The organism is Chryseobacterium piscicola, from assembly GCF_900156685.1.
Taxonomy (GTDB): Bacteria; Bacteroidota; Bacteroidia; order Flavobacteriales; family Weeksellaceae; genus Chryseobacterium; species Chryseobacterium piscicola.
Genome location: NZ_FTOJ01000001.1, coordinates 154,976 through 173,474 on the forward strand (window position 1 = coordinate 154,976; position 18,499 = coordinate 173,474).

22 protein-coding genes are annotated in these 18,499 nt (G+C 33.8%); 8 read left to right on the forward strand and 14 right to left on the reverse strand.

Annotated features, from left to right (window positions below; all coding sequences use genetic code 11):
• The first annotated feature begins 146 nt into the window (after positions 1 to 146).
• Positions 147 to 1,526 carry a tetratricopeptide repeat protein gene (locus BW939_RS00750; protein ID WP_076448838.1) on the forward strand — a complete coding sequence of 460 codons (1,380 nt, stop codon included), beginning with the start codon at positions 147 to 149 and terminating at the stop codon, positions 1,524 to 1,526.
• A 155-nt stretch (positions 1,527 to 1,681) separates the two neighbouring features.
• On the opposite strand, the gene BW939_RS00755 is transcribed toward BW939_RS00750, so the two are convergent.
• The 3 genes from BW939_RS00755 to BW939_RS00765 form a co-directional block, all read right to left on the reverse strand.
• The gene (locus BW939_RS00755) at positions 1,682 to 2,674 is read right to left on the reverse strand and encodes an AAA family ATPase (protein WP_076448840.1); all 993 of its coding nucleotides are present in this window, start codon (positions 2,672 to 2,674) and stop codon (positions 1,682 to 1,684) included.
• A gap of 142 nt (positions 2,675 to 2,816) precedes the next feature.
• Positions 2,817 to 2,999, reverse strand: coding sequence for a macro domain-containing protein (locus tag BW939_RS00760; protein WP_076448848.1), 183 nt, complete (start codon positions 2,997 to 2,999; stop codon positions 2,817 to 2,819).
• Positions 3,000 to 3,092: 93 nt separating this feature from the next.
• Positions 3,093 to 3,788: an NUDIX hydrolase gene (locus tag BW939_RS00765; protein ID WP_076448851.1), complete on the reverse strand. Its 696-nt coding sequence runs from the start codon at positions 3,786 to 3,788 to the stop codon at positions 3,093 to 3,095.
• A 123-nt stretch (positions 3,789 to 3,911) separates the two neighbouring features.
• Here BW939_RS00765 and BW939_RS00770 point away from each other — a divergent pair, with 123 nt between their 5' ends.
• Together BW939_RS00770 and BW939_RS00775 are read left to right on the forward strand one after the other, a co-directional pair.
• A complete protein-coding gene (locus BW939_RS00770; RefSeq protein ID WP_076448853.1) occupies positions 3,912 to 4,547 on the forward strand; it encodes a DUF1579 domain-containing protein in 636 nt (211 codons plus the stop codon).
• 63 nt (positions 4,548 to 4,610) lie between these two features.
• Positions 4,611 to 5,399 (forward strand): hypothetical protein, encoded by a 789-nt coding sequence (locus BW939_RS00775; protein ID WP_076448855.1) that lies wholly within the window; start codon positions 4,611 to 4,613, stop codon positions 5,397 to 5,399.
• Positions 5,400 to 5,451: 52 nt separating this feature from the next.
• On the opposite strand, the gene lepA is transcribed toward BW939_RS00775, so the two are convergent.
• The 4 genes from lepA to BW939_RS00795 form a co-directional block, all read right to left on the reverse strand.
• On the reverse strand, positions 5,452 to 7,248 hold the full coding sequence (gene lepA, locus BW939_RS00780) for a translation elongation factor 4 (RefSeq protein WP_076448857.1): 1,797 nt from the start codon (positions 7,246 to 7,248) through the stop codon (positions 5,452 to 5,454).
• 221 nt (positions 7,249 to 7,469) lie between these two features.
• Positions 7,470 to 7,952 (reverse strand): hypothetical protein, encoded by a 483-nt coding sequence (locus tag BW939_RS00785; protein ID WP_076448859.1) that lies wholly within the window; start codon positions 7,950 to 7,952, stop codon positions 7,470 to 7,472.
• A 7-nt stretch (positions 7,953 to 7,959) separates the two neighbouring features.
• Entirely contained in the window at positions 7,960 to 8,667 is a 708-nt protein-coding gene (locus tag BW939_RS00790; protein ID WP_228417066.1) for a hypothetical protein, read from the reverse strand.
• Positions 8,668 to 8,684: 17 nt separating this feature from the next.
• Positions 8,685 to 9,236, reverse strand: coding sequence for an RNA polymerase sigma factor (locus tag BW939_RS00795; RefSeq protein WP_076448860.1), 552 nt, complete (start codon positions 9,234 to 9,236; stop codon positions 8,685 to 8,687).
• A gap of 315 nt (positions 9,237 to 9,551) precedes the next feature.
• On the opposite strand from BW939_RS00795, the gene BW939_RS00800 reads away from it, so the two are divergent.
• The 5 genes from BW939_RS00800 to porW all read left to right on the forward strand — a co-directional run bounded on the left by BW939_RS00800 (position 9,552) and on the right by porW (position 14,893).
• The gene (locus BW939_RS00800) at positions 9,552 to 10,301 is read left to right on the forward strand and encodes a Rossmann-like and DUF2520 domain-containing protein (protein ID WP_076448862.1); all 750 of its coding nucleotides are present in this window, start codon (positions 9,552 to 9,554) and stop codon (positions 10,299 to 10,301) included.
• A gap of 32 nt (positions 10,302 to 10,333) precedes the next feature.
• Entirely contained in the window at positions 10,334 to 11,089 is a 756-nt protein-coding gene (locus BW939_RS00805; RefSeq protein ID WP_076448864.1) for an SIMPL domain-containing protein, read from the forward strand.
• Positions 11,090 to 11,117: 28 nt separating this feature from the next.
• Positions 11,118 to 11,636, forward strand: a complete 519-nt coding sequence (locus tag BW939_RS00810; protein ID WP_076448866.1) for a KdsC family phosphatase — start codon at positions 11,118 to 11,120, stop codon at positions 11,634 to 11,636.
• A 6-nt stretch (positions 11,637 to 11,642) separates the two neighbouring features.
• A complete protein-coding gene (locus tag BW939_RS00815; RefSeq protein ID WP_076448867.1) occupies positions 11,643 to 12,197 on the forward strand; it encodes a Maf family protein in 555 nt (184 codons plus the stop codon).
• An 83-nt stretch (positions 12,198 to 12,280) separates the two neighbouring features.
• The gene (gene porW, locus BW939_RS00820; RefSeq protein WP_076448868.1) at positions 12,281 to 14,893 is read left to right on the forward strand and encodes a type IX secretion system periplasmic lipoprotein PorW/SprE; all 2,613 of its coding nucleotides are present in this window, start codon (positions 12,281 to 12,283) and stop codon (positions 14,891 to 14,893) included.
• 15 nt (positions 14,894 to 14,908) lie between these two features.
• Here porW and tsaB read toward each other — a convergent pair whose 3' ends face one another.
• From tsaB to BW939_RS00850, 7 genes are all read right to left on the reverse strand, one after another.
• Positions 14,909 to 15,589 (reverse strand): tRNA (adenosine(37)-N6)-threonylcarbamoyltransferase complex dimerization subunit type 1 TsaB, encoded by a 681-nt coding sequence (tsaB, locus tag BW939_RS00825; protein ID WP_076448869.1) that lies wholly within the window; start codon positions 15,587 to 15,589, stop codon positions 14,909 to 14,911.
• A gap of 156 nt (positions 15,590 to 15,745) precedes the next feature.
• Complete coding sequence (gene rhuM, locus BW939_RS00830) at positions 15,746 to 16,105, reverse strand: RhuM family protein (protein WP_076448870.1); 360 nt, start codon at positions 16,103 to 16,105, stop codon at positions 15,746 to 15,748.
• Complete coding sequence (locus BW939_RS15985; protein ID WP_228417068.1) at positions 16,096 to 16,263, reverse strand: hypothetical protein; 168 nt, start codon at positions 16,261 to 16,263, stop codon at positions 16,096 to 16,098. The genes rhuM and BW939_RS15985 overlap by 10 nt, the downstream gene beginning before the upstream one ends.
• A gap of 128 nt (positions 16,264 to 16,391) precedes the next feature.
• A complete protein-coding gene (locus BW939_RS00835) occupies positions 16,392 to 16,823 on the reverse strand; it encodes a nuclear transport factor 2 family protein (protein ID WP_123891580.1) in 432 nt (143 codons plus the stop codon).
• Positions 16,824 to 16,854: 31 nt separating this feature from the next.
• A complete protein-coding gene (locus tag BW939_RS00840; RefSeq protein WP_076450066.1) occupies positions 16,855 to 17,607 on the reverse strand; it encodes an SDR family NAD(P)-dependent oxidoreductase in 753 nt (250 codons plus the stop codon).
• Positions 17,608 to 17,684: 77 nt separating this feature from the next.
• Positions 17,685 to 18,056 (reverse strand): YraN family protein, encoded by a 372-nt coding sequence (locus BW939_RS00845; protein ID WP_076448872.1) that lies wholly within the window; start codon positions 18,054 to 18,056, stop codon positions 17,685 to 17,687.
• Positions 18,057 to 18,147: 91 nt separating this feature from the next.
• Positions 18,148 to 18,498: a DoxX family protein gene (locus tag BW939_RS00850; protein ID WP_076448873.1), complete on the reverse strand. Its 351-nt coding sequence runs from the start codon at positions 18,496 to 18,498 to the stop codon at positions 18,148 to 18,150.
• Between the last annotated feature and the right edge of the window lies 1 nt (position 18,499).

An 18,499-nucleotide genomic window follows, 5' to 3' on the forward strand; every position in this document is an offset into this window, starting at 1 on the left:
TTGTATTTTTAATAAAGAAAATAAACATAAGCACAAAAACAACCTAGAATTTTGGAAAAAGTCTGGGACATAAAATTTAATTAAAAAAGTTTTTTCGAAGTTTATAAATCAATTTTGAGCTTTGAAAATAACGGAGAGATACTATATTGGAAGAATATTTTGAAAATGAACTTGTAAAAAAGTTCGAAGAAATGGTTGAGAGCAATGATGAATTCTACTACGATACAGAAGAGTTGGAAGATATTATTGTTTATTACCTTGAGCTTGGCGACTTTAATTATGCAGATATAGCAGTGAACTATGGTCTAAAGCTACATCCAAATTCTCTAGAGATAAAAATCAAAAAACTTGAAGTTTTACTCGAATGGGAAGATTACACCTCTGCAAAAGAACTCATTAACGAGCTTAGAGGAGCATCGATGGAAAACACCGATTTTTTGGTGTGCTACGCCAAATACTATTCTAATCTAGGAAATCCCAAAAGATCAATAGATATTTGCAAAAAAGCATTAGATTTGGGCGAAGAAGAAAATTTTCTCAACAATTTTATTGCAGATGAATACATCAATTTAGGAGACCCTTTCAATGCTTTGAAACATTATCAGCAGGCTTTAAAAGATGATCCTACAGACGAATATTCATTAGAAAACATTATGATTTGCTTCAACGAGCTGAGCAAAAGTGACGAAGCAATCACTTTCCTGAATACGTATTTGGATGATTTTGCCTTTTCTGAAGTAGCCTGGAGTGAATACGGACAGTTTTATTTCAACAGAAAAAATTACGAAGAAGCCATACGAGGGTTCGATTATCTTTTGGCAATCAACTCTAATGCGGTGGGTGTTTATGCCAGCAAAGCAGCTTGTTACGAAGCTCTGAAGCAATTTGACAAGGCCATTGAAGTGTATGAAGATATGCTGGAATTAGAATATACCAAAGCATTTACTTTTTACAAAATTGGGCTTTGTTTTAAAGCTCAAAAGCAACTTTTTGTGGCGCTTACTTATTTTCAGAAATCATTGAGAGAAGACCCTCAGTTTTATCTTTCTATGATGGAACAATCTTATTTGTACGAAGAAATGGGAGCCATGCCAGAATCTCTTCATTTTGCAAAAGAAGCCACTTTACTTAATGACAACAACCTTGAGTATCAAAAAAGGCTTGCTTTTCTTTTTATAGAATCTGGAAGGTTTGAAGAAAGTTTAGTTTGCCTGAAAAAACTGGTAGACACAGAGCCTTCCCGTTTTTACAACTGGTATGCGTATAGTGAGGTTCTAATGCTTTTGGGAGAATATGACGAAGCTGTAACTGTTGTTGAAAATGCGTTAAAATCGCACAATAGAGCAGAGTTATATTACCAGCTAAGTAATTGTTGGTTTAACCTAAGAAATCAGGAAAAAGGCGAACTGGCACTACAAAATGCTTTGGAACTTGATTCTACTTTAGCTACAGACATGCAGAAAAAATATCCTTTTATAAAAGAAGAAGTAAAAAAGGTAAAATCTAAAGTAAAAAAGAAAAATTAGAAAATTTTTCTATACCATAAAAAAGGATTTATTTAAGCTAAATAAATCCTTTTTTGTTTAGAAAGCCTCTCCCCTAGTCTCACAGACAGGTTTTAGTCATCGCCCAATCAAACTCCCAAAATTTATTGCTTTTGTTATGGTTATGGTTATAATTATTACATCAATAATTTTGCTTTTTCTGAAATCAATTCTTCTATATATCGAATTGCCCATTTTTCTCTATTACTCCGGGTACCGGAAATTTCTTTAAACACAATTCTATTTTCATTTAAAACTTTCCGATGGCTTTCGTCTAATTTATTTCTATCATCGATTTCTAGCCGTGTTCCGTCTTGAATATATTCTGCGTCATTTGTTGAATAAAGATAAAGTTGGGCTTTATTTTTCTCACATATTTCTTCTGGAACTATTAGTTTTTTACCGAAAATAAATTCAGAATACGATTTTGTAATGTGAATATCGGTATCAATCAACGTTAAAAAACTTTCTTGATAATTCACATTTTCAATTCTAGTGGTGTGTTCCATGTACACTTTTTCTAAATCATTAAAATCAAACTCTTTTGAATTTGAAATAAGATCTCGTCCCGCTTCCAAAACTTTATTAGATTTAAAATAATCAGATAATTTATTGACTAAAAAAGTTTTCCCAGTAGATTCTGTGCCAAGAAAAACCACTTGTAATGCAAAATATTTCTGAACAGATAACGGCAGATAATTCCAGTTTTCAAACAAATTTTCACGAATTTCTGAAGCTGAGATAGGGATGTTTTCCCTGTTTTCATCATACATAAAATGGTCAATATCCATAATCATAGAAAGCATTTCACCGTATTCTTCAGAAGTCACTAGAAAATCTTCATTTTTGAAATATTCTTTGAAAACTTGGCTCCATATCTTGGAAACTTCCCAATCTGAAACAGAAGTATTCGGGAAATAATTTTCTTTATACTTAAAAACCTGAACCTTTAGATTTTTATTATTCCGAAAAGTTTCCCTGATCCATTCTTTTCTGATGTTTCCTGCTATTTTTTCCTGCTCTTCTGCACATACCAAAACGGTTACAATTCCCTTTTCAAGAGCAAACTCTATCATCTTCTTATGACCGATATGAAACGGATAAAATTTTCCAAATACAAAACCCTTCATTTTAATTATTTAAAAGCTTTTTATAATTATTCATCAATAATTTTGACTCATTTTTTCATTATTTCAAATTGAATCTATCAACTTGTGAATGACGTATCTTGCAGCAAAACCTTTCTCTGAAGTGGCAAATACTTCGTGAGTTTTACATTTTTTCTGTCGGACTCAGATTTTTATCCTTTGATCTAAAATCTGCTTTTACAATAGCTCGATAAATAACACCATCAACACCAATTTTGCCCAATAATGAGGAATTGGTAAATTTAAAGATGGCGTCTGCATTTATTTTCGTGATGTCGCCTTTTATTAATTTAATTATTGGCTTCATATTGTGCTTTTTTAAGCAAATTTCAAAGAAAACAATGTATTTGAGACCTTTTTAGCGTTAAGATCAATTACTTATTATGAATTCAAAAAAAAATTAATTTATTTCAAAATAAAAACCTTTTTCTTCCAATTCTCTATATTTTTTCTGATTAAAAGTAAATAATCTTCCCGGTCTTCCACTTCCTACTTTTTTTATGTTATCTGTTTCATTCAAAAGTCCATAGCTCATGATTTTTTTTCGGAAATTCCTGCGGTCGATTTCTTTTCCTATAATCGTTTTATAAAGGTTTTCAAGATCGGAAAATGGAAATTCTTCATTAAGAAGATTGAAACCTATTGGTTGATAGCAAATTTTTGAACGAAGTCTTTTCAAAGCAATATCTATGATCGATTGATGATCAAAAGCCAAATTCGGAAGATTATTAATCCCAAACCATTGCGCTTCATCCGCATCAGAATATGCCAATAACTCATGATAAGAAGGATTAACCAAACCCAAATAAGCAACCGTAACTACCCTATTTCTGGGATCACGACCTATATTCCCGAAAGTGTAGAGTTGTTCCAGAAAATCTGGTTTTATGCCCGCTTCTTCCTGCAATTCTCTTTTTACAGCGTCATCCAAGTTTTCATCATCTAAAACTAAACCTCCAGGTAAAGCCCAAACTCCTTTGAAAGGTTCAATATTTCTTTTTATTAAAAGAATCTGAAGGTCTTTTTTATCAAAATATCCGAAAATAACAGCATCAACAGCTACTTTGATATCTTGCGGTTTTTTTGGCGAATCCATAATTTTATTTGCGTTATTTGTACACAAAATTAGCAATTAGAAATTTGAATCTCTAAATTAAAATAATTTATTGTTGGATTCAATAATTTCTTAAATTTATAATCATTTTAAAACTAAGTAATTATGAAAAGTTTATTCTTTACAGCCTGCGCTGCGCTTCTATTTATCGCTTGTGATAAAACAAAATCCGATGTAAAAACTTCTGACGGAAAAGAATCTGTTGCCAATGAAGAATGGAAACCTGTAGATTCTGCAACCGCAAACAAAGCATGGATGGAATTTGCTACGCCGGGAGATATGCAGAAAATGCTAGCAAAATCTGACGGTGCATGGTCTGGTGAAAACACAATGTGGATGGAAGATGGTGGAAAACCTATGACCAGTACATCAACTACAACCAATAAAATGATCTTTGACGGTCGCTACCAAACAAGTGAACACAAAGGAAATTTTATGGGAATGCCTTTTGAAGGAATGAGCATTACAGGGTATGACAACGCTAAAAAGAAATTTGTAAGCACTTGGATCGACAATATGGGAACGGGAATCATGACCATGGAAGGCGACTGGAATGCATCAAAAAAAGCCATAGAATTTAAAGGAAAAATGACCGACCCATCAAGACCCGGAAAAGATTGCGACGTGAGAGAAGTTTTCACTTTTATTGATGACAACACTCAAAAAATGGAAATGTACGGCCCAGATTCTAAAACAGGCAAAGAGTTTAAGACCATGGAAATAAAATTTTCCAAAAAATAAATATCAAACCGTTTCAGCTGAGACGGTTTTTTCGTACATTCAAAATTATTAGCAAAGATTTGAATGAAAGGATTTCTTTTGATTTTAACGATCTTATTAATAGGCTGCAAAAAGGAAAAAACTTTTGCAGATAATCTTGTTTTGAGTTTCCCAAAAGGTGAGAAATTGAGCTTTCAGAATTTTAACTACGATATGAATGAAATGGGAACTTCACTAATTTATATTGGAAAAGAAAACAGAAACATTGATGTAAAATATTACAAGTATATTTTGCCGCCGCCGCCACCGCCGCCAAAAAGTAATGAAAATGCAGCTGAATATTCAAAAGCAAGAAAAAAGTTTGAAGATTCTATCAATTTTATATACAGACCATTCTTCAATCCTGAAGCTATTCAAATTAAAGAAACTGGAGAATATTTATATGAGACTATAAATAATCAAACGACTCAAATTATCGTCAAAGAAAAGGATACTATTCCGCTTTATGCAAGAAATTATGAAATAGAAGAAGTAAAAAAATATAAAGCGTTTCCTGTTTTTATTAAAAATATTTCACCCAAAACTCTGAGAATTCCCGTCGAAGCACAAGTTGTTGGTTTATATGTTCTCAAGGATAAGAAATTCCAATATATCAGAAACAGTGATTATTTAATATGTGGAATGGGATTTCCTAAAAATCGTTATTTTGAATTAAAACCAAACGAAATTCTGATTTATTCATTTCCACATCTGAAAAAAGGAGAAAAAAGAAAGGCAAAAATTTCTTTTTATAAAGCTACATCAAAGGATTTTGAAATCTCTATAGATGAAAAAATCATTAAAAATCAAAGATCTACACACTATCTACAATAAAAAATCCGCAGAAATTTTCTGCGGATTTGTATTTAAAAACTATCAATGATGGCTAGTCATTCAGCTTCAAAACAGCCATAAATGCCGACTGCGGTACTTCTACTCTACCAATCTGCTTCATCTTTTTCTTACCTTCTTTCTGTTTTTCCAGCAATTTTCTTTTTCTTGAAATATCACCACCATAACATTTTGCGGTAACGTCTTTTCTCAAAGCTTTAATGGTTTCTCTGGCGATAACTTTCGCTCCCAAAGCAGCCTGAACAGCGATATCAAACTGCTGTCTCGGGATCAGTTCACGAAGTTTCTCACACATCTTTTTCCCAATGTAGTAAGCATTAGAATCGTGAATTAATGAAGATAACGCATCCACCATATCACCATTGATCAAGATATCCATTTTTACCAACTTAGAAGAACGCATTCCAATTGGTGAATAATCGAAAGATGCATAACCTTTAGAAATAGATTTCAAACGATCGTAAAAGTCGAAAACAACTTCTGCCAAAGGCATATTGAAGGTCAGTTCTACTCTATCCGCCGTTAAATAAGACTGGTTTACAATTTCACCTCTTTTCTCAATACAAAGCGTCATTACAGGACCCACAAAATCAGATTTTGTAATAATTGAAGCTTTTATATACGGCTCTTCTACTCTATCTAAAAGATTGGGATCAATCATTTCAGACGGGTTGTTGATTAAAATAGTTGTTTCTGGATCTTTTTTAGAATATCCGTGGTAAGATACGTTGGGAACCGTCGTGATTACGTTCATATCAAATTCTCTTTCAAGACGTTCCTGAACGATTTCCATGTGAAGCATTCCCAAGAATCCGCATCGGAAACCAAAACCAAGAGCTGCAGAACTTTCCGGTTCAAAAACCAAAGAAGCATCATTAAGTCTTAATTTTTCCAATGAAAATCTTAATTCCTCAAAATCTTCAGATTCAATAGGATAAATTCCTGCAAAAACCATTGGTTTTACTTCTTCAAACCCGTCAATTGCAGCAGCAGCAGGATTCACGAAAGAAGTAATGGTGTCTCCCACTTTTACCTCACGAGCATCTTTAATGCCTGAAATAATATAACCTACATCACCACATTCAATTGTTTTTTTCGGAACTTGTTTCAGTTTCAGAGTTCCTACCTCATCTGCACCGTATTCTTTTCCTGTTGCAAAAAACTTAATTTTTTCGTTTTTAGAAATACTACCATTTACTACTTTGAAATAGGCTTCAATTCCTCTGAACGGATTGTAAACTGAGTCAAAAATTAATGCCTGAAGTGGTGCTTCCGGATCTCCAACTGGAGCCGGAATTCTAGCAACGATTTGTTCTAACAAATCACGAACACCCTCCCCGGTTTTCCCAGAAACACGAAGAACATCCTCATATTTGCATCCAATAAGCCCCATAATTTCGTCTGTAACTTCTTCAGGATTTGCAGAAGGAAGGTCAATTTTATTAAGGATTGGGATAATTTCCAGATCGTTTTCTAAAGCCAGATACAAATTACTAATTGTTTGTGCCTGAATACTTTGCGCAGCATCTACAATCAAAAGTGCACCTTCACAAGCGGCAATTGAGCGGGAAACTTCGTAAGAAAAATCTACGTGTCCCGGTGTATCGATAAGATTTAATATATATTTTTCGCCATTAAGCTCATAATCCATCTGGATGGCGTGAGATTTTATTGTAATCCCACGTTCTTTTTCCAAATCCATATCATCAAGTGTCTGAGACTGTAATTCTCTCTGGGTCACCGTATTGGTATATTCCAGAAGACGGTCTGCCAAAGTAGATTTACCGTGGTCGATATGGGCGATTATGCAAAAATTTCGTATGTTTTTCATTTAAGAACTATGTAATTTGCAAAGATAATAAAATGTGGGGTAATTACGTTTTAATTTTTTGTGCTTTCACTCTACCTCAAAGGTGATTTAATGGAATAAAAATAGAGAAATTTATCTTGCATAAAGTCTTAATTTAAATCAAACGACCCTTACAAATAGATTGTATGGGTCGTTCAAACATTAAAAAATAAACTATTATGTAAACTTCACTACAGTATTGATCATTTTTTGCCTCCGTGGTATTTTTTCTCATTCATCTTGTCTCTCATCATTCCCTCAGATTGAAAAAGCTTCAACACCTTTTGGCAAGGAATTACTTTTTGCATTTTCTCTGCATAATCTTTTCTGTTGTCTAGTAGTCTTTGTCCTACATCGAAGCTTTGCTGTAGTTTAACTTTGGCGTCGTCTTCAGACAGCGTTTCTGGGTTAAAATTAGAATCAAACTGCGATTTTATTTGGTTTTGTTTGTCCAGATATTCATTATACAATTGTGTAAATTCTTCTTTATCATCTGCATCTATATTCAGTTGCTCCAACACCATATTATTCCGGAATTTAATAAGCAAAGACTTTCTTTCTTCCGGTGACATATTATTGATTATTTCTTTGCGTTGTTTGGGATCCATTTTCTTCCAATCGTAATCTTTTTGGGCAAAAACTCCCAAACTGCAGAACGCAAATAATATTAAAAAAAGTTTTTTCATTTTTAGTTTAGTTATAAAGATCTAAGTAAACATCTTGATTACCGTTTACTGCAAGATCTGCAATTTCAGAGCTTGTGAAAGAATCCAAATACTCGTTCATTTGTTTTTCTGTCTGTTTTTTTGATGCAGTTACAGTTTTCACATTTTTAGCAGTATTACCATTCTGTGAAGCTGTACTTACCAAAGGTCTTACGTCTTGGTTTTCAGCTATTTGATTATTACTTTCTACCGAGGTTAAATCTGCCTGCAAAGTCTCATACGCTATTTGGCTTTCCTTTTTAGGAGAAATTTCTACCACAGCAATTTCTGATGAATTATCTGAAATACTATTATATAAAAACGTTCCACCAAAAATCAACGCTAAAGATGCTGCCGCTGCATAAGCCCAACTAAGCTTAAAAATAGGAGTTTTCTTCTTTACTATAATTTCTGCCAATACTCTACTTTGAATATTTTCAAATAAATAGTCTTGAACTTTATAAATATTTTTTCTTTCTAGCTTTTCTAAATCAAATCCCTTCACATCAGCTATCACATTATTTTGGATATTTTCAAATAAACCATCCGAAATATGGTAAATGTTTTTGCGTTCTAATTTCTCAACATCGAAATCATTCGCTTCAGCCAACACTCTATTCTGAATATTCTGAAACAGATTATCTGGAACACTGTAAATGTTTTGCCTATCTAATTTTTCTATATCGAAGTCTTTCATGTTTTGGTCTTGAAAAATTACTTTTCGAAATTTTCTTTTATGTACTCTTCTATCTTCTGTTTGGCGTAATGATAATTCGTCTTCAAGGTGCCAACAGACATATCCACAATTTTTGATATTTCTTCATAAGGAAGATCATCATAATACCTCATCATAAAGACAAGTTTTTGCTTCTCTGGCAGACTTTGTATTGCATTTTGCAACAAAATCTGTATCTCTTCCGCATCTGTTCCCGCATTGTCAGCAACAAGATTTTGCATGTGATACTCAGGATCTTCATCGGTTTTCTGCATTTTCTTTAGCTTATTAAGCTGTTGCAATGCTTCATTAGTTGCAATTCTGTAGAGCCAAGTGTAGAGCTGACTATCATTTTTGAACTGATGGAAATTCTGATAAGCTTTGATAAACGTTTCCTGCAAAGTATCCTGAGCCAAATCACCGTCTACGATTATTCTCCTGATATGCCAATACAAGCGGCTTTGGTAAGCATCCATCAAAGCTCGAACTCCTTTTTCGCGAGTTTGCGGTTCTTGCATCAACGAAATTATTTCCGCGTCTTTGTTCTTCATAAGATGCTTTCATTGTTTTGGATTACAAAAATAACCGAAAGTTAAATTACTTCTTCATTTTTGAGTCCATCTATTTATTTCTAGTTTTAAACTTATTAAAGTTAATACTAATTTTTTTCATATTAAAACATTCAAGTTTCAACTACAGATCTTAAAAGACAAAAGCCGTATAACAAAAAGCTTAAAAATTATTTAAACAGTATAACATAAACCAATTGTGTGTCTTTTGTAGTTTTCAAAAATTTTGGGGTTAGGTCATTAATAATTCATAAAACATCAAATCTCAGTCCTAATCAAAAATCTTATCTTTGTTTTATGCAAATAGTAATCATTGGTTCTGGAAATGTCGCTTATCATTTGGCAAAAGCATTTTTTATTAATAAAATTCCTGTAAGCCTTATTTTTGGAAGGAACGAAACTGAACTTCAAAAAATTTCGTCTGAATTAAATATCCCATTTTCAACTGAAAAACTATCAGATGCAGATTTGTATTTGATTTGTGTAAGCGACAGTTCGGTAGAATATATTTCTAATTTGATTACCAAAAAAAATTGTCTCGTTGCCCATACTTCAGGTTCTTTACCCAAAGAAATTTTGGCAGGGGAGTACAGAAAATCAAGCTTTTATCCTTTACAGACTTTTTCAAAATCAAAAGAATTAGATTATTCTAAAATTCCTTTTTTTATCGAGACTGAGAATATAGAAGATCAGAAAATTTTAACTGAGTTGGCTTTAAAAATATCAGAAAATGTAACAGAAAGTACTTACGAAAAGAGAAAATACATTCACCTTACCGCTGTTTTTGCCTGTAATTTTGTGAATCATCTTTTTTCGAGAGCTAAAGAAATCTCTGACGCACAGAAAATTCCTTTTGATTACTTTTTACCATTAATTAACGAAACCGTGATGAAAATCAATGAAATAGATCCAAAATCTGCTCAAACCGGACCAGCCGTAAGAAATGATAAAAGAATTTTAGAATTACATGAGCAATTATTGAAAGACGAAAGCCTTGAGATATATAAAACAATGAATCTTTCAATTAAAAAAATGTATCATTTGTGATAAAATATTAACTTTGATGAAAACCCAAAAAAATGAATACCAATATTATCCGTTCCTTCATCATCGGATCAGCAATTGTGATTACTGCTCTCATTTTAGGTTCCAGTTTTAAAAATAGAAATTTAAAACAAGATACAATCTCCGTTACAGGACTTGGTTCTAAAGATTTTATATCAGACGAAATGAGTTGGGGAGGCAGTTTTGACGCTAGTGCTATGGATGCAAAAGAGGCTTACAGTTTAATTTCGCAGGACAAAGAAAAGGTAAAAGCATTTTTCTACAGTAAAGGTTTCAAAGCAGGAGAATTTGCTTTTGGTGGCGTAAATTTTTCAAAATCTTTCCGCACTATTACCACAAAAGATCCAGATGGTGCTGAGCGTTCAGAAGAAGTTTTTGATGGCTACAGAGCTTCACAAAATGTGTTTTTTAGAGCACAGAAAAATCCGGATCTGATGAAAAAAATTGAAACGGTAATGGATAAAACAGCTGAACTAATCAATAGTGGAGTACAGTTTGAGCCATCCGCTGCTCAATACACCTATTCTGATCTTTCGTCTTTGAAACATAGTTTGATAGAAGCAGGTGCAAAAGACGCCATGCAAAGAGCCGAAAAAATTGTAAATACTGCCGACGAAGACCTCGGAAAATTAAAAGACGCATCAATGGGTGTCTTCCAGATTACAGCAAAAGGATCTACGGACGAAGACAGTTATGGTGGGAATTTTGATACCTCAAGTAAAGAAAAATCAGCGAGAATAACGGTAAGACTTACTTACAATCTCGACTAGATTTAAAGTTTTTTTTAAATTTTTGATAATGAGTTATAAAGAGAAATTAAAGGATATAAAGGCGTTTGTTTTTGATGTAGATGGTGTTTTCACAGACGGAAGCGTTTATCTGATGCCAGGAGGAAATATGAGCAGAGTAATGAATGTCTTGGACGGATATGCTGTTGTAAAAGCTTTAAAAAACGACTATTTAATAGGTGTTATTACCGGTGGAAATGATGAAATGGTAAGACATCGTATCAGCTATCTCGGTATTGAAGATTATTACGCAAAATCACACAACAAAATGATTGATTATGAATCTTTTAAATCCAAATACCATTTAAAAAACCACGAGATTCTTACTATGGGAGACGATCTTCCGGATATTCACATGATGAAAAATTCTGCAATTGCAACATGTCCCGAAAATGCAGTTCCTGAAGTAAAGGGAATTTCAGATTACATTTCTTCAGTAAAAGGAGGGAGTGGAGCAGTACGCGATGTTATAGAGCAGGTCATGAAAGTGCAGGGAAAATGGCATGATGATAATACACAATCTGTATAGTGTGATATGAAAATATTATTAGCATCACAATCTCCTAGGAGAAAAGAACTTCTCTCCAGTTTGGGATTTGAGTTTGAAGTCGTGAAAATTGACTGCGAAGAGATTGTTCCCGAGCACATTAAAGTAGGAGAGGCAGCAGCATATTTGTCTGAATTAAAAGCAAATGTTTTCAGAGTTTTGGTTGATGATGAAGTACTGATTACGGCGGATACCGTTGTTGCGATAGAAAATCAGTTTTTGGGAAAACCTTTGGACGAAAATGAGGCAAAAAAAATGCTGAAACTTTTATCTGGTAAAACACATCAGGTTTATACAGCCATTACAATTAAAACTTTAGACAAAACCACTACAGAAACAGACGTTGCCGATGTAGATTTTGATGAAATCTCTGATGAAGAAATAGATTTTTACATTAAAAATTATCAACCTTTCGACAAAGCAGGCAGCTACGGAATACAAGAATGGCTCGGAATGGCAAAAATTAAGAATATAAAAGGAAGTTATTATACAATAATGGGACTTCCGACGCATATTGTTTATCAAATTTTGAAAAATATCTAAAAATTTCCAAATAAAATTTTGTTATTTTTACAAAATCATCATTCTGCGATAATAAAAAGCAGATTAGAGAGTTATATTAAATAATGAAAAAGAATATCTTATTCCTTTTAACGGCGATTCTTGTTGTTTCTTGTACTACGAAAGTAAAAAAACCTGAAGCAAGATCTAAGTTTATCAAAGGATTTTCAACATATTACAACACGCTTTTCAATGCAAAAGACGCACTGAATACGGAGTTTGAAAACAGAGACAAAGCCCATAAAGATAATTTTTATGCGCCTTATATTCCTATTTTGACTTATGACGAGCAACCTTTAGGAAGTGACTTGGGTCAATCTGCCGCTTTTGCAGAAAACTCCATGAAAATGGCAGAAGTTACCCGCCCGCAAAATGGAAAACCAAGCGGACCTCCTTCAATGCAAGGAGCTCCGGGCGGCGCAATGATGGGTTTGCCAGGTAGACAAGATCCTAACCAACAAGCTAATAAAGGAGCTAGTATCCTTGAAATTGCCGAAGCAAAGGCTTTAAAAGCAATCAACAAATACTCTGTTATCAGAAAAAATGAAGAAGTTAACAAAACTATCTTTGATGCTTACATTATTTTGGTACAATCCAGAATTTATCAAGGGAAAAATCTTCAGGCTTTAGATGCTCTCAATTACGTTTACACACACATGAAGGAAGACAAAAGAATTCCTTTAGCCAAAGTTTACGAAGGTCTCGCTTATGCGAAAATGGAAAACTTTTATAAATCTGAACAGATTTGGTCACAAATCAAAAATGAAAGTTTAAAAAAAGATTACGATAAACTTTTAAGCATTTACCGTTCCGAAGCATTACTTGATAATGGAAAAAAAGCCGAAGCTCTAGAAGAACTGAATCGCGCATTTGACCTCAATGGCAACAGAGAACTAAGAAGCCGAATTGCCTTTCTAAAAGGACAAGTGCAACAGGAAATGGGTAAAAATGATGAAGCCAGAGAGAGCTTTACTGCTGCCTACAAATATGCAAATGATTTTGAGTTTGAAGTGAAATCACAAATTCAGATTGCCAAAACTTTTAATGGTAAAGGAAACTACGACGGTGCCAGAGAATATCTTGAAAAAATAAGTAAAAAAGGTACTTACGGATCTAGAAAAAACGAGTTTTATTATGCGCTAGGTTTAATGGCAAATAAAGCCGAAAAAAAAGATGAAGCACAGGAGTTTTTCAAAAAATCTTTATTAGAAAAGGTTTCAGACGGGCAGGTAAGGGGGTTAACTTATTATGAAATTGGCAATCATTATTTAGAGAAAAACGATTACATAGGAGCTGGGGCTTATTATGATTCTGCTTTGGCCGTAATGACGTATGAACCTTCAAAAATTCTTCTTGCAGACCAAAGCAATTACATCAAAAAGATTTCAAAAAATTATTACCTCATCAAAAAAAATGACAGTATTCTATCTTTGGCAAAACTAAGCCCAGAACAAAAGACAGATTTCTTCAGCAAACATATTGCAAAGCTTAAAATAAAAGAAGAAAAGGAGGAGCAGGAAAGAATACGTGCAGAAAGAAACAAAGGTTTTGACACTGGAGATTACAGTGCAAATTCTCTATTTGCCAACTCCGGAAGTTCATTTGAAGATTTTGGGGTAAGCCAAAAAGGGTTTTATTTCAGCAATACCGGAACTGTGAGCAAAGGAACTTCTACTTTTAAACAGGTTTGGGGTGATAGAGCACTTTCAGACAATTGGCGTTTTTCTAAAAAAATGGCGACCATTGAAGATATGAAAAATGAAGCACTAGGTGTAAATTCCACACCCAACCCAAGACGCTTTGAACCTTCTTACTATATTGAGCAAATCCCTACCGATGAAGGTAAATTGGGTCAACTGAAGAAAGACCGTGATACCGCTTCTTTAGGTTTGGGTGTAATGTATCAAAATTACTTTACCAATACTCCTTTGGCAACAAAAACCCTCTACGATCTGGTAGATGTAAATCCTGAAGAAAAGGTAATGCTTCAGGCTTTGTATGAGATTTTTGCCATGAATTATGAAAAAAATCCTCAAATAGCAGAGCGCGCAAAACAAATATTGTTAAAAGATTATCCCTATACTTCGTTTGCAGAATTTGCCAGAAACCCCAAGAACAATACATTTGTAAAATCTTCTGCAGATACAGAGAATGACTATAAGACCGCTTTCGCCTTGTATGAATCTGAAAAATTTACCGGAAGCCAAGCCATTATTGATCAGGCTATAAAGAAAAATCCTAAAGATGCTTTGGTGCCTAAGTTATCTTTGCTCAACGCCTTCAATTCTGGAAAATTGAATGGGAAAGAAGTGATGATTCTTCAGCTGGAGCAAATAGTTCTTAATTATGCTAAAACTCCTGAGGGAGAGAAAGCAAAGGAAATGCTTACTTATTTGAAAAGTGATCTTGCATTTCAGTCTACAGACAACAAAGGAAATGTGATGCCACAACCAGGCAATCCCAATTTCGGAAATTTCCAGGGTCAGCCCCAGTCGCAAACACCTACTCAACAGCCTCCACTAATGGGGGCGCCAGGAATTCCTGCAGGAAATATTCCTAACTCTGCTCCACCAGATCCGAATGCTATTCAGACAAAACCAAATTCTAAACAGCCTGAAGGAAACAATCCTAATTTTAATATAACCAACCCTAATGCAGTACCAGTAAAACCCAAATAAATAAAAAAGCGAAGATCAATCTTCGCTTTTTTTCTTTTTAACTCCGTGAAATTCTTTTAAATAAAAAGGCTCGAAGTAGGCTATATCTTCAAAATCTTTTTTCTCAATTTTCTCAAGAGTTTTCTTTACCAAATATTTTGCAGAAGGGTAGAAGTCGTTATTAAATTCTGCATTGGGAAGCTGTACAATCTCTTGTGTTTTAGAAGCTCCATCACCCACGAAAAGAACTTTTTTATCCTTAAATTCCTGAAAAGAAGTTTCGTCTAAAACCTTAGCCTCGGTCGGAACAAGCTCTTCTCCCGAAATCCCGTCGTAAACGGCAGTATAAACCTCCATTCTTCTAGCATCCACTAAGGGTATTACAAAATCGTAGTTTTGGTTTAAAAAAGGCTCTATCATGCTCTCCAAAGAATTCACGGCTATTAAAGGAATTTTTAGTCCATAGCAAAAACCTTTTGCCGAAGCTGCGCCAATTCTCAAACCTGTATAAGAACCGGGTCCTTTTCCGAGGCAAACTGCATCAATATCTTTTACAGAAATTTCTGCCCCTTCCAAAGCCCATTCTACAAATGAGTGAAGACTTTCGGATTGTTTATAATTTTCTGAGACTTCCTCACATACGCAAAGCAGCTTTTCGTCATCTGAAATAGCGACTGAGCAGTTTTTGGAAGAGGTTTCTAGGTATAGGATTTTCATTGAATTAAATTTAAACAAGAGATCATTACAAAACTCTCTTTTCTACCGCAAAAGTACCAAAAGAAATGATTGCATAAAAGTGTTTCAAAAGTTTACAAAATGTAAAAATCTAATCCTTTGGTCTTTGCCAATTTAAAAATATAAAATTTTAGAAGCTTAAGGATTCTTTCTTAATTTTTTGATTTCTTTATCAAAATCAGAAACTATTTTTTGAGTTTTATTAAATGTTTCGTATTCTGTGACCGCTTTTTTATCAGCGACAATCTTGGCAACTTTACCATTTCCTTCAAGCACCTTATACTCATTGAAATTTAAAAACTTATTAACACTTTCTGCCAAAGCTTCTATTGTAAAGGTATTTTCTCTTTCAATTAAGTCCTCGATATAATCAAAATAGCCTGTCACCGTTCTTTCCAACTGTTGAATTTCTTTTTCTGCCAGATAATTTTTAGCCACCACAACATCAGATTTCAAAATTCTTTCATCTAGAGAATGTTTCCAAGTCGTCAAACCCATATTTTCTTTTTCACTGTCGGCGTTTTTATAAATAATTTCGGCAGTTGAACTGTTTCCAAAATGGAAATAATTGCTTCAAGACTTAGCTCATTTTCATCAAAAATATTGGAAAGATGTTTACTAATTGCCGGAACATTTACATCAAACAACGCCGCCATTGACTTCTTTGTGAGCCATGCTTTTTCATTTTGCAGAAAAACATCGACCCGAACTTCATTGTTGGGCGTCTGATAAATTAAAAATTTTTGAAAATCTTCGTTCCTTATTTGTTCGTTTTATAACAAATTTATGGCTTTATTTCCACACTTTGGCGGCTCCACAATTTCCAGACAGATTTCTTTTTAACCCAAATTTCAAGCACTGCAAGTTTCATTTCAAAATCCTGATTTTTGTAAAGACCTTCCACTTTAATGGTTCTTCTGAGGCTGATGGTATTTTTAAAATTTTTAATTTCAGAAACTTCAGTCTGTTTGATTTCTTTGTAAATCACTTTTTTTGAAGAGAAATCTTTTTTAAAATCATCCAAATTCTGGATCCAACTGTTTGAATGACCGAAAGAAACATCTGTGGAAAATAGATTTACAATTGAAATATCATTATTCTTCATCAGAGAATCAAGTTTTTTAGCCTGAATTAAAACCGCTTCTTCAGATTTTGAATATTTTTGAGAATATCCAAAAACAAAGAACAATAAAAAAATTCCACAAAAAAATCTCATTTTCAAATTCTCAAATTGAAACATTTTCAAATTATCCTTTTCTATAAATCGTTCTCGGTTCACTCTGAGCACTCGGATAAATCGTCATATCTGAAACCGTTACGTGTTGAGGAGCATTCACACAGTAAGCAATGGCATCGGCAATATCTTCGGCTTTTAAAGCTTCATAACCCGCATAAACGGTTGCTGCTCTTTCCTGATCCCCTTTAAATCTGATTAAGGAAAAATCTGTTTCCACGGCTCCTGGCTGAATATTGGTTACTCTAATACCAAATTCTGTAAGTTCTATTCTCATTCCTTCAGAAATAACATCAACGGCTTTTTTGGTCGCGCAATATACCACGCCATTAGCATAAGTTTGTCTTGCCGCCACTGAACTGATGTTGATAATCTGCCCAGAATTTCTTTCTTTCATCATCGGGATTAATGTTTTTGAGACGTATAAAAGTCCTTTCACATTGCCGTCTATCATAGAATCCCAATCATTGGTACTTCCTGCTGATAATGGCTCTAAACCGTGGGCATTTCCGGCATTATTGATTAGGACATCTACGTTTTTCCAATCTTCAGGAAGTGATGCGATGGCATTTTCAACTTCTTCAAGGTTCCTAACATCAAATTTTAAACTAAGTATTTCGGTAAAAGCAGATAATTCAGTTTTTAGAGATTCTAAAACTTCTTGTCTTCTTCCACAAATGATAATTCTATTTCCTTGTTTTGCAAAAAGTGCTGCTGTAGCTTTTCCGATTCCGGAAGTGGCTCCGGTGATGAGTATTGTTTTCATAATTTTTTTGCTTTTGGCCAATAGCTTTTTGCTACTGGCTTTCAAATTACTGATATCAAGCTGCCAACAGCCATTCGCTAGTTTGCATCGAATGCCTGAAATGCATCTGGAATATGTTCTATCTCCAATTTTCCTTTTTCGTCTGGGAGTACGGAAATGATGTCAAATCTCACTTCCTGGTTTTTATTAAATTCTTCCAAAAAATGGTTGGCCGCCGTAACAATTGACTTCATTTTTCCTTTTGTAACGGCTTCTTGTGGCAAGATGAAAAAATCGGTTGATCTGGCTTTCACTTCTGTGATGATAATGAAGTTGTCTTTTTCAGAAATAATATCAATTTCAGTTTTTTTAAACCTAAAATTTCTCACCAAAATTTTGTATCCGTTTTTCACTAAATATTCTGCAGCTAAATCTTCTGCTTTCTTGCCAAGGTCGTTGTGGTCTGCCATTATAGAATAGGAGAGTTGGAGGGTTGAAGAAAGTTATTGTTGAATAAAAAGAAGTAACGCATTTTTTTATTAAATTAATTGAGTTTCAATTCTATTTTCTAAACTGATATGCCCACCAAATCAAAACTATCTGAATAGGAAGTCTCAAGATCGTGAGCCAAAAATATTTGTGATGAGATTGATAAAAATTTTTTGCCATCTCAATATTAGCCGGAAAAACTGCGATAAATAATGCGATACAAAGATAAGCTCCCAACTTTTGAGTCTCTGGAAAAAGGAGGAGAATACCACACAAAATTTCTACTGCGCCACTGATGTAAACCATCTGCAAATGCATTGGAATATAATCTGGCATTATTTTCATAAAAAACTGAGGTTTTATAAAATGAAAAATCCCAGCTAAAATCAGGAAAAATGCGAGTACAAATTTTGTGTAAAACATA

Bases quoted from the DNA above. Each gene is read 5' to 3' on its own strand.
- BW939_RS00755 (WP_076448840.1), bottom strand. From the start codon at position 2,674: ATGAAGGGTTTTGTATTTGGAAAATTTTATCCGTTTCATATCGGTCAT.
- BW939_RS00760 (WP_076448848.1), bottom strand. From the start codon at position 2,999: ATGAAGCCAATAATTAAATTAATAAAAGGCGACATCACGAAAATAAAT.
- BW939_RS00765 (WP_076448851.1), bottom strand. From the start codon at position 3,788: ATGGATTCGCCAAAAAAACCGCAAGATATCAAAGTAGCTGTTGATGCT.
- BW939_RS00770 (WP_076448853.1), top strand. From the start codon at position 3,912: ATGAAAAGTTTATTCTTTACAGCCTGCGCTGCGCTTCTATTTATCGCT.
- BW939_RS00775 (WP_076448855.1), top strand. From the start codon at position 4,611: ATGAAAGGATTTCTTTTGATTTTAACGATCTTATTAATAGGCTGCAAA.
- lepA (WP_076448857.1), bottom strand. From the start codon at position 7,248: ATGAAAAACATACGAAATTTTTGCATAATCGCCCATATCGACCACGGT.
- BW939_RS00785 (WP_076448859.1), bottom strand. From the start codon at position 7,952: ATGAAAAAACTTTTTTTAATATTATTTGCGTTCTGCAGTTTGGGAGTT.
- BW939_RS00790 (WP_228417066.1), bottom strand. From the start codon at position 8,667: ATGAAAGACTTCGATATAGAAAAATTAGATAGGCAAAACATTTACAGT.
- BW939_RS00795 (WP_076448860.1), bottom strand. From the start codon at position 9,236: ATGAAGAACAAAGACGCGGAAATAATTTCGTTGATGCAAGAACCGCAA.
- BW939_RS00800 (WP_076448862.1), top strand. From the start codon at position 9,552: ATGCAAATAGTAATCATTGGTTCTGGAAATGTCGCTTATCATTTGGCA.
- BW939_RS00805 (WP_076448864.1), top strand. From the start codon at position 10,334: ATGAATACCAATATTATCCGTTCCTTCATCATCGGATCAGCAATTGTG.
- BW939_RS00810 (WP_076448866.1), top strand. From the start codon at position 11,118: ATGAGTTATAAAGAGAAATTAAAGGATATAAAGGCGTTTGTTTTTGAT.
- BW939_RS00815 (WP_076448867.1), top strand. From the start codon at position 11,643: ATGAAAATATTATTAGCATCACAATCTCCTAGGAGAAAAGAACTTCTC.
- porW (WP_076448868.1), top strand. From the start codon at position 12,281: ATGAAAAAGAATATCTTATTCCTTTTAACGGCGATTCTTGTTGTTTCT.
- tsaB (WP_076448869.1), bottom strand. From the start codon at position 15,589: ATGAAAATCCTATACCTAGAAACCTCTTCCAAAAACTGCTCAGTCGCT.
- rhuM (WP_076448870.1), bottom strand. From the start codon at position 16,105: ATGGGTTTGACGACTTGGAAACATTCTCTAGATGAAAGAATTTTGAAA.
- BW939_RS15985 (WP_228417068.1), bottom strand. From the start codon at position 16,263: ATGGCGGCGTTGTTTGATGTAAATGTTCCGGCAATTAGTAAACATCTT.
- BW939_RS00835 (WP_123891580.1), bottom strand. From the start codon at position 16,823: ATGAGATTTTTTTGTGGAATTTTTTTATTGTTCTTTGTTTTTGGATAT.
- BW939_RS00840 (WP_076450066.1), bottom strand. From the start codon at position 17,607: ATGAAAACAATACTCATCACCGGAGCCACTTCCGGAATCGGAAAAGCT.
- BW939_RS00845 (WP_076448872.1), bottom strand. From the start codon at position 18,056: ATGGCAGACCACAACGACCTTGGCAAGAAAGCAGAAGATTTAGCTGCA.
- BW939_RS00850 (WP_076448873.1), bottom strand. From the start codon at position 18,498: ATGTTTTACACAAAATTTGTACTCGCATTTTTCCTGATTTTAGCTGGG.